The organism is Allobosea sp. GW821-FHT03A12 (assembly GCF_058986765.1).
Window position 1 is genome coordinate 134180 of sequence record NZ_JBYSVZ010000009.1, and the last position, 6700, is coordinate 140879.

Sequence of the window (6700 nt, forward strand, 5' to 3'; positions counted from 1 at the left end):
GTATGGTCAGTTGATTGCCCGTTCGTGTTCGCCGCGGATGTACCGGCAGTTCGGGCATTCCATCTCACCACAGGGGAACGGCCAGCAGGGCTGACCTTCGAAGGGAGGTCAGCCCTGTCCCATTTCACCGCAGCGACTTGTCCGCCTGCAGGCTCTTCTTCAGGGCATCGAACAGGTTGACGACGTTGCCCGGCCGCTCCTTGCCACCGGCGGCTGCAGTGACCTTGCGGGCCCCCTTGCGCTTCTTCGCTGCAATGAGCTTCAGTAGGTGCTCCTGCACTGGGTCCTTGACCATCTCCGGCGACCAATCCGTGGTCTTCGCCTTGATGAACCTCTGCGCGAGGTCGAGCAGGTCGGGCTCGGGCTTCTCCTTGTCGATCTCGGCGAAGTAGCTCTTCGCGTCACGGACCTCGTCGCCATAGCGCAGCGTCCAGAGAACGATGCCCTTATCGCGCGGTTCCAGCATGACAGCGCGCTCGCGCCGGTAGAGCACGACGCGGGAGACGCCGACCATCTTGGTCGCCGTCATGGCATCGCGGATGACCGAGAATGCCTCTTCGCCGACCTCGTCATCCGGAACCAGGTAGTGCGGGCTGTCGAGATAGATCCAGGGAATGGAGTCGCGCGGCACGAAAGCATCGATGTCGATCGTGCGGACGGTGTCGAGCTTGACTGCCTCGAGCTCGTCATCCTCGATCACGACGAGCCGACCCGCTTCGGCCTCGTAGCCCTTCGCCTGGTCGTCCGGTTCGACCGGCTTGCCCGTCTCGGCGTCGACATAGCGGCTGACGACGCGGTTGCCGGTCTCGCGATTGAGTGTGTGGAAGCGGACCTTTTCGCTCTCGGACGTGGCCGGGCTCATAGCGACAGGACAGGTGACCAGCGAGAGCTTGAGGTAGCCCTTCCAATAGGTTCTGGCGGGCATGACGACGCAACTCCGGGAACGCGACTGCCGACTCAATGCGGCTTGATCGATTCAGTTCCAGGGCGCCGGAACCAGTTGGCCGGCGCCGCATTGAATCGCTGGTGTGTTGCGTCGGGAGGAGCGTGTCATGGTCGCGGCGCGGGCGAACTGGAAGGGCTACCTGAAGTTCGGCGAGATCAGCTGCCCGGTCGCGCTCTACACCGGCGCCAGCACCTCCGAGCGCATCGCCTTCCACACGATCAACCGCGACACCGGCCACCGTGTGCGGCGCGAGTTCATCGACCCCGCCACTGAGATGCCCGTCGATCGCGAGCATCAGATCAAGGGCTTCGAAATCGATCAGGACCGCTATGTCGAGGTCGAGCCCGACGAAATCGCCAACGCCGTGCCGGAGAGCAAGAAGCTGCTGGCGGTGCAGGCCTTCATTCCCTGCAGCGAGATCGACACGGTCTTTTTCGACAAGCCCTACTACCTTGCCCCATCGGGGAAGATCGCCGACGACGCCTTTGCGGTGATCCGCGAGGCGCTGCGGGCCAGCAAGGTCGGTGCGCTGGCTCATGCCGTGCTGTTTCGGCGCTATCGCACGCTGATGATCCGGGCGCACGGGCTCGGCCTCGTCGCCCACACCCTCAATTTCGACTACGAGGTCCGCTCCGCCGCGGAGGCGTTCGACGGCATCCCCAAGCTGAAGATCCAGAAGGAGATGCTCGAGCTCGCCAAGCACATCATCGAAACCAAGAAGGGCGAGTTCGATCCCTCGAAGTTCGACGACCGTTACGAGGCGGCCGTGGCCGAATTGGTCAAGGCGAAGCTAGCCGGCAAGCCGGTCAAGGTCGCGAAGAAAGCAAAGGCTTCAAAGCCCGTCGACTTGATGGAGGCGCTGCGCGCCAGTGTCGGGCAGAACGCACCGGCGGCGGCGAAGCGCAAGCCGGCGAAGAAGGCGGCCTAGGTAAGTCTGGGCCAGCCGCCCTCATCTTCGCCGCATGCAGTCCCAGGGAGGGAGGGTACCATGATCGCCGGAAAGGCCCGGCTGAGCCTACGCGATGGGAGCAGGGTCGACGTCATTTATCAGTTCGCGGGTGAGTATGACGATCGGCGGGTGGGCTATCTGCTCTTCGACACAACCAGTTATGATGACGGTCAGTTTTGCCACAGACTGGTGCTCGACTGCGAGGATGGTGCATCTGTCGTGCTGGCGGTCATGAACCGCAGCGACAGGCACCTGGCCGTGCACGGTCGCGTGCTTGCCATCGCGGTCGAATAGGGTGGTGCTCCTGCGATTGTCTGCAGCCAGTCGCAATCTCGTTTTTGGAATCTACGGCTTGGGGGGGCACCGCACAAGGAGCTCGCCGCCTGTCAGCGGATAGCAGTTTTAGCCGAAGCTCGCGACCGAGATCGCCTAGCGCGGTTGGACACATGACGACAAGCTGCGGCAGGCGTCGTCCAAGGAAGTTCGAGCGAAGGCTGACGAGGCGACGGTCTATCGGCTGTGCTGATATCCGCCCTCGCCCCCTAACGGATAAAGCACCGATCAAATCGCTGCAGAAAGAAAACTGCGTTTTCAGAGTTCGATGGGCAGCGAGAAGCCAGCCTTGACGCGGTCCATGACGACAATCGTTTTGAAACTCTTGATGTCGGCATTTTCGTAGAAGAAGCGGCGCGTAAACTGCTCGTAGTCCTCCATGTCGCGCGCCGTCACCACAAGCACGAAATCGGCATCGCCGGTCACATAGAAGCCGGTCATCACTTCCGCCGTTGCCCTGATCGCAGCCTTGAAGCGATCGATGATGTCCGCGCGCTCTCGTTCCAGCGAGACTAGGACCAGCATTGAAAAGGGGCGCCCAACCGCCTTCGGCGACACGATCGAAACGTCGCCCTCAATGACCCCGGTGGCACGCAACCGCTTCAGTCGGCGTTGGCAGGCCGTCGCCGACAGGTTCGCGAGTTCAGCCAGTTCCTCCGAGGTCAGACGATTGTTCGCCTGGACGGCCTGGAGCAGTTTCAGATCAATCTCATCCAGTGCCATAACGCAGTAATCCTGCATTGAGTGGGGGAACTTTGCCGCAATCCGTAGCTGATGCTGGCATGAACGCCGCCAATCAGCGGATGAGCGACCTATGATGAAGCCTATCAGCTGCCCAGCCGTTCTGCAGGAAATAATCATGACCGCTCCCCAAGACCGCATCCTGCAAGCCGTCGACGACCTGTTCGAGGAGCAGGTGGAATTCCTGGCCAAGCTTGTCGGTTACCGCACGCTTCGCGAGGAGGAGGAGGAAGCGCAGAGCTTCCTCGAGGCGAGCTTGGTGAAACGGGGCTACGAGGTCAGGCGCTTTCAGACTGACGCCACGCAAATCGGTAAGCATCCAGCCTTCTCTCCGGCGACCATCGACTATCGGTCGAGTTGGAACGTGGTCGGCCTTAGAGCTGCCAAGGGACGCGGTGGCCGATCGCTGGCGTTCAATTCGCACATGGATGTCGTGCCTGCAGCCAACACGGCCCGGTGGTCATCGCCCCCATTCACGGCGCGACGGGAGGGTGATTGGCTCTATGGCCGCGGTGCCGGCGATATGAAGGCTGGCCTAACGGCATCCGTCTACGCTCTCGCGGCGATCGAGCGCGCTGGACTGACCCTGTGCGGAGACGTTCAGATCCAGTCAGTGGTGGACGAGGAGATTACCGGGAACGGCGCTGCGACTGCCTTCATCAACGGTTTAATCGCCGACGTCATCGTCAGCGCCGAGCCGACCGACGAGCAGCTCGTTCGCGCCAATTCCGGCGTGCTGAAATTCCGCCTGACGACGCGTGGGCGGCCGGCTCACCCACGGGAACCCGAGTCCGGGCAAAGCGCGATCGATCTGATGATCAAGCTGATGGATCATTTGCGCGCTCTGGAACGCAAGTGGATCGCAGAGGCTAAGGGCAAGGCCGGCTTCGAGACCATCGCCAATCCAGTTGCGCTGACATTTGGGACGATAGTTGGCGGCGACTGGATTGCTTCAATACCGAGTGACTGCGTGGTCGAGGGCCGCATCGGATTCTATCCTGGCGAGCACCCGCAAGCACGGGCCGCCGAATTCGAAAACTTCGTGACGACGGTTCAGAAAGATGACTTCGCCTTCGCCAGTGGCGATCTGGTCGATGTCGACTGGGTTGGCGTGATGCATGCTGGATACGAACTCGCAGAAGGCACGTCCGCCGAAGCGTGCTTGCAGTCCGCCCACAGACGAGCCCAGGGCGGCAAAGAGCTCAATGCCTATGTCATGACCGCCTATCTCGACGCGGCCATCTTCTCAGTTCACGGAAATGTCCCGGCGCTCGTCTATGGGCCGATCGCCGAGAATATTCACGGTATTGATGAGCGGGTCAGCCTGCCTTCACTCAAGCGAGTTACGAAGGCCCTTGCACTGTTCGCAGCTGACTGGTGCGGCATCGATGAGTTATCCAACGTTCAGGGCCAGCTCTTGAACGTAAGCGTCGAGTGTCGTTGAGCCTCGGATAGGGTCGTCGGCCAAATCGAAGCCTCCATCGAGGCTGACCGCGGTCATGCGCGCATAAGAGGCCGCGGCCGCTTCGGAAAAACCGAGTTGCAGAAACGCTTCCTTCCACTCTCCACGAGGGATGACTGAGAGCCCGACCAAGGTGCCGAGGCGAGCTGAGAATGCCTTGGCGACATCTTCGCTCGAATAGCGCCTCGGCCCTTCGATATAGCGCACCCCAACGTCAGCGAGTGGTGACGACAGCCTGTCGGCGGCAGCTTTGCCGAGATCGCCAGATGATACCATGGGGATCAAGACATCAGCCGGAAACATGGTTGGAAGCTTGCCTGTCGCACCGGCGGTCTCAAGCAGTCCATCCCAGTTGCTCATGTAGTAGCCGGCGCGATTGATCGCGGCAGGAATCGCTTGCGCTCGAAGACCCTCTTCGAGTTCCCAGAGAACGTTGAGATCGCCGATGCGCTCTCCCGGCTGGGCGCCGCCTGTCGACTCCGCAACGACTTTCTCCAGCCCAGACCCCTCCAACGCCCGCAAGATCTTGGCGACTGTTCGCCGTTCGACCACGTCCGTATTTTCCGCGGTGTTGGCGGGCGGATTGAGCAGGAAGGCGCGTCGCCCGAGCTGGAATGCAGCGTTGAGGGATGGCACATCCTCGACGTCTGCCTTCACCAATTTGGCACCCTTCGCTAGCCATCCAGCAGCGTGGTCAGGATCGCGCGTGACGATCGTCACCGCTTCGCCTCGTCCCAACAATGCGTCAGCTGTTGCCGAACCGACATGGCCAGTTCCACCCATGATGATGAACATGGGATTGCTCCTCTGTTCTCTTGTCCGAATTCTGGTGAAGGAGGCTCGGATGAAATCGCCTATGAGGAACGCCCAATGGGCGCGAATGATCCGGGGCCTTTGGAGTGCCCGACGTCACGGTGGAGCGAAGGCTGGAGGCCTGCAGCCCGCCCGGATACCCACCGGCTTTTCATTCGACTGAGCGGCGGAACACCTCTTCCTGCCAGTCGTTCCTTCCTCTCAGAGGAGGATCCCATGGACCATTCAAAGCATAGCCGTCTTGCCGATACCGACCTGACTGCTGTCGCTCTCGACGGCGCCACAATCTACGGGCCTGGCGACGAGAAGATCGGTGCGATCTCTCATGTGCACGGAGCCGGCCCGAACGCTCAGGCGGTGATCGATGTCGGCGGCTTCCTGGGCATCGGCGCCAAGCCCGTCGCCGTGGCTCTCAGCGAGCTCGAATTCATGCGTGACGAGGACGGCGATGTCCACGCGGTCACGAACTGGACGAAGGATCAGCTGAAAGCGATGCCCGAACACGTCGATCCGTAACCATCGCTTGTTGGGTCATCCAGCCCGGTCTCGCTCACGCGGGGCCGGGCTTTTTTTGTCTTTGATATTGCCAACGCACCGGCGCGGACTAAATTTTCGTTGTTGGTGACGTATCAAGGAGAAAGGAGATGCCATTCTCATCACTGACGGACCCGGTGGAACTTGCCCGGGCACGCACAGCTCTCGACGCTGCCTGGAATGAAATCCGGTTGAGCCTGTCCGATCCATACGACGAGCGAGAGCGAGTGCGCCTCGCATTCATCGTCGCCAGCTTGGCGGTCATTGCGGAGGATGAGGACGATCTGACCCAACGCTCCGTCGAGCGGTTCCGACGAGCTCAAGCATCTTGAGGAACGGCCCCGTCGGATCTCGGCGGGGGGGTCTTATTTGATGCCAACAGGGTTCAATCGGCGGAGCCTTCGTTCTTGACTTAGCGCTCTGGATCTTCGCGCCAAACCTCTCGCCGAAGGATCAGGCGTCCACTCAAAACCAGCTGCAGAGGCTCAGCAGGTCCGCTACAGTCGGCTCAATTCGGCGAAAGCAACGTGTCCACAGACGACCCGGTTCCCGACATCCACATGGGGTGCAGTCCTAAGCGCCGAGGAGCTCGCAGAACGCTGGTCCTCCGTGCGCCGTGCAGCACGCTGGCGGAACCTCAGGAGAAGAGAGGCCTCCGGAATTAATCGCGGAGGCCCTGGTCACGAGCACGTTCGGTCGCAGCGCGGGCCGATCCCTAGTCGATGGGGAACTGTGGGCGCCCTGCTGACGGCGCCGCAGTGCTGTAGGGCGGGGCCTTGGCGTCGAACTCCGTCCAGCCTTCCGCGCGATAACTGGCGAGCCGGGCATCGCGGTCGATCGGCGTGGCATCATCCATGATGGCTTCGACCGTTACAGTGTGCTCGTCGGGAGCTTTCACCGAAACCACCGTGCCGCCGCGACG

Annotated in this window: 7 protein-coding genes and 1 pseudogene; 4 read left to right on the plus strand and 4 right to left on the minus strand. The window is 61.5% G+C overall.

Going from position 1 to position 6700, the window contains the following annotated elements; genetic code table 11:
- Positions 1-124 precede the first annotated feature (124 nt).
- A complete protein-coding gene (gene ku / locus AC3WLC_RS29460) occupies positions 125-925 on the minus strand; it encodes a non-homologous end joining protein Ku (RefSeq protein WP_493687444.1) in 801 nt (266 codons plus the stop codon).
- 127 nt (positions 926-1052) lie between these two features.
- On the opposite strand from ku (AC3WLC_RS29460), the gene ku (AC3WLC_RS29465) reads away from it, so the two are divergent.
- Positions 1053-1874 carry a non-homologous end joining protein Ku gene (gene ku / locus AC3WLC_RS29465; RefSeq protein ID WP_493687445.1) on the plus strand — a complete coding sequence of 274 codons (822 nt, stop codon included), beginning with the start codon at positions 1053-1055 and terminating at the stop codon, positions 1872-1874.
- A 60-nt stretch (positions 1875-1934) separates the two neighbouring features.
- Positions 1935-2189, plus strand: coding sequence for a hypothetical protein (locus tag AC3WLC_RS29470; protein WP_493687446.1), 255 nt, complete (start codon positions 1935-1937; stop codon positions 2187-2189).
- A 297-nt stretch (positions 2190-2486) separates the two neighbouring features.
- Here the strand turns inward: AC3WLC_RS29470 and AC3WLC_RS29475 are convergent, their stop codons facing one another.
- Entirely contained in the window at positions 2487-2951 is a 465-nt protein-coding gene (locus AC3WLC_RS29475) for an Lrp/AsnC family transcriptional regulator (RefSeq protein ID WP_493687447.1), read from the minus strand.
- A 136-nt stretch (positions 2952-3087) separates the two neighbouring features.
- Here AC3WLC_RS29475 and AC3WLC_RS29480 point away from each other — a divergent pair, with 136 nt between their 5' ends.
- The gene (locus tag AC3WLC_RS29480) at positions 3088-4413 is read left to right on the plus strand and encodes an ArgE/DapE family deacylase (protein WP_493687448.1); all 1326 of its coding nucleotides are present in this window, start codon (positions 3088-3090) and stop codon (positions 4411-4413) included.
- On the opposite strand, the gene AC3WLC_RS29485 is transcribed toward AC3WLC_RS29480, so the two are convergent.
- The gene (locus AC3WLC_RS29485) at positions 4363-5226 is read right to left on the minus strand and encodes an NmrA family NAD(P)-binding protein (RefSeq protein WP_493687449.1); all 864 of its coding nucleotides are present in this window, start codon (positions 5224-5226) and stop codon (positions 4363-4365) included. The genes AC3WLC_RS29480 and AC3WLC_RS29485 overlap by 51 nt on opposite strands.
- 234 nt (positions 5227-5460) lie before the next feature.
- Here AC3WLC_RS29485 and AC3WLC_RS29490 point away from each other — a divergent pair, with 234 nt between their 5' ends.
- Positions 5461-5760 carry a PRC-barrel domain containing protein gene (locus tag AC3WLC_RS29490; protein WP_493687450.1) on the plus strand — a complete coding sequence of 100 codons (300 nt, stop codon included), beginning with the start codon at positions 5461-5463 and terminating at the stop codon, positions 5758-5760.
- Between the two features lie 733 nt (positions 5761-6493).
- Here AC3WLC_RS29490 and AC3WLC_RS29495 read toward each other — a convergent pair.
- Positions 6494-6700 (minus strand): annotated as a pseudogene (locus AC3WLC_RS29495) (hypothetical protein); the annotation flags it as partial.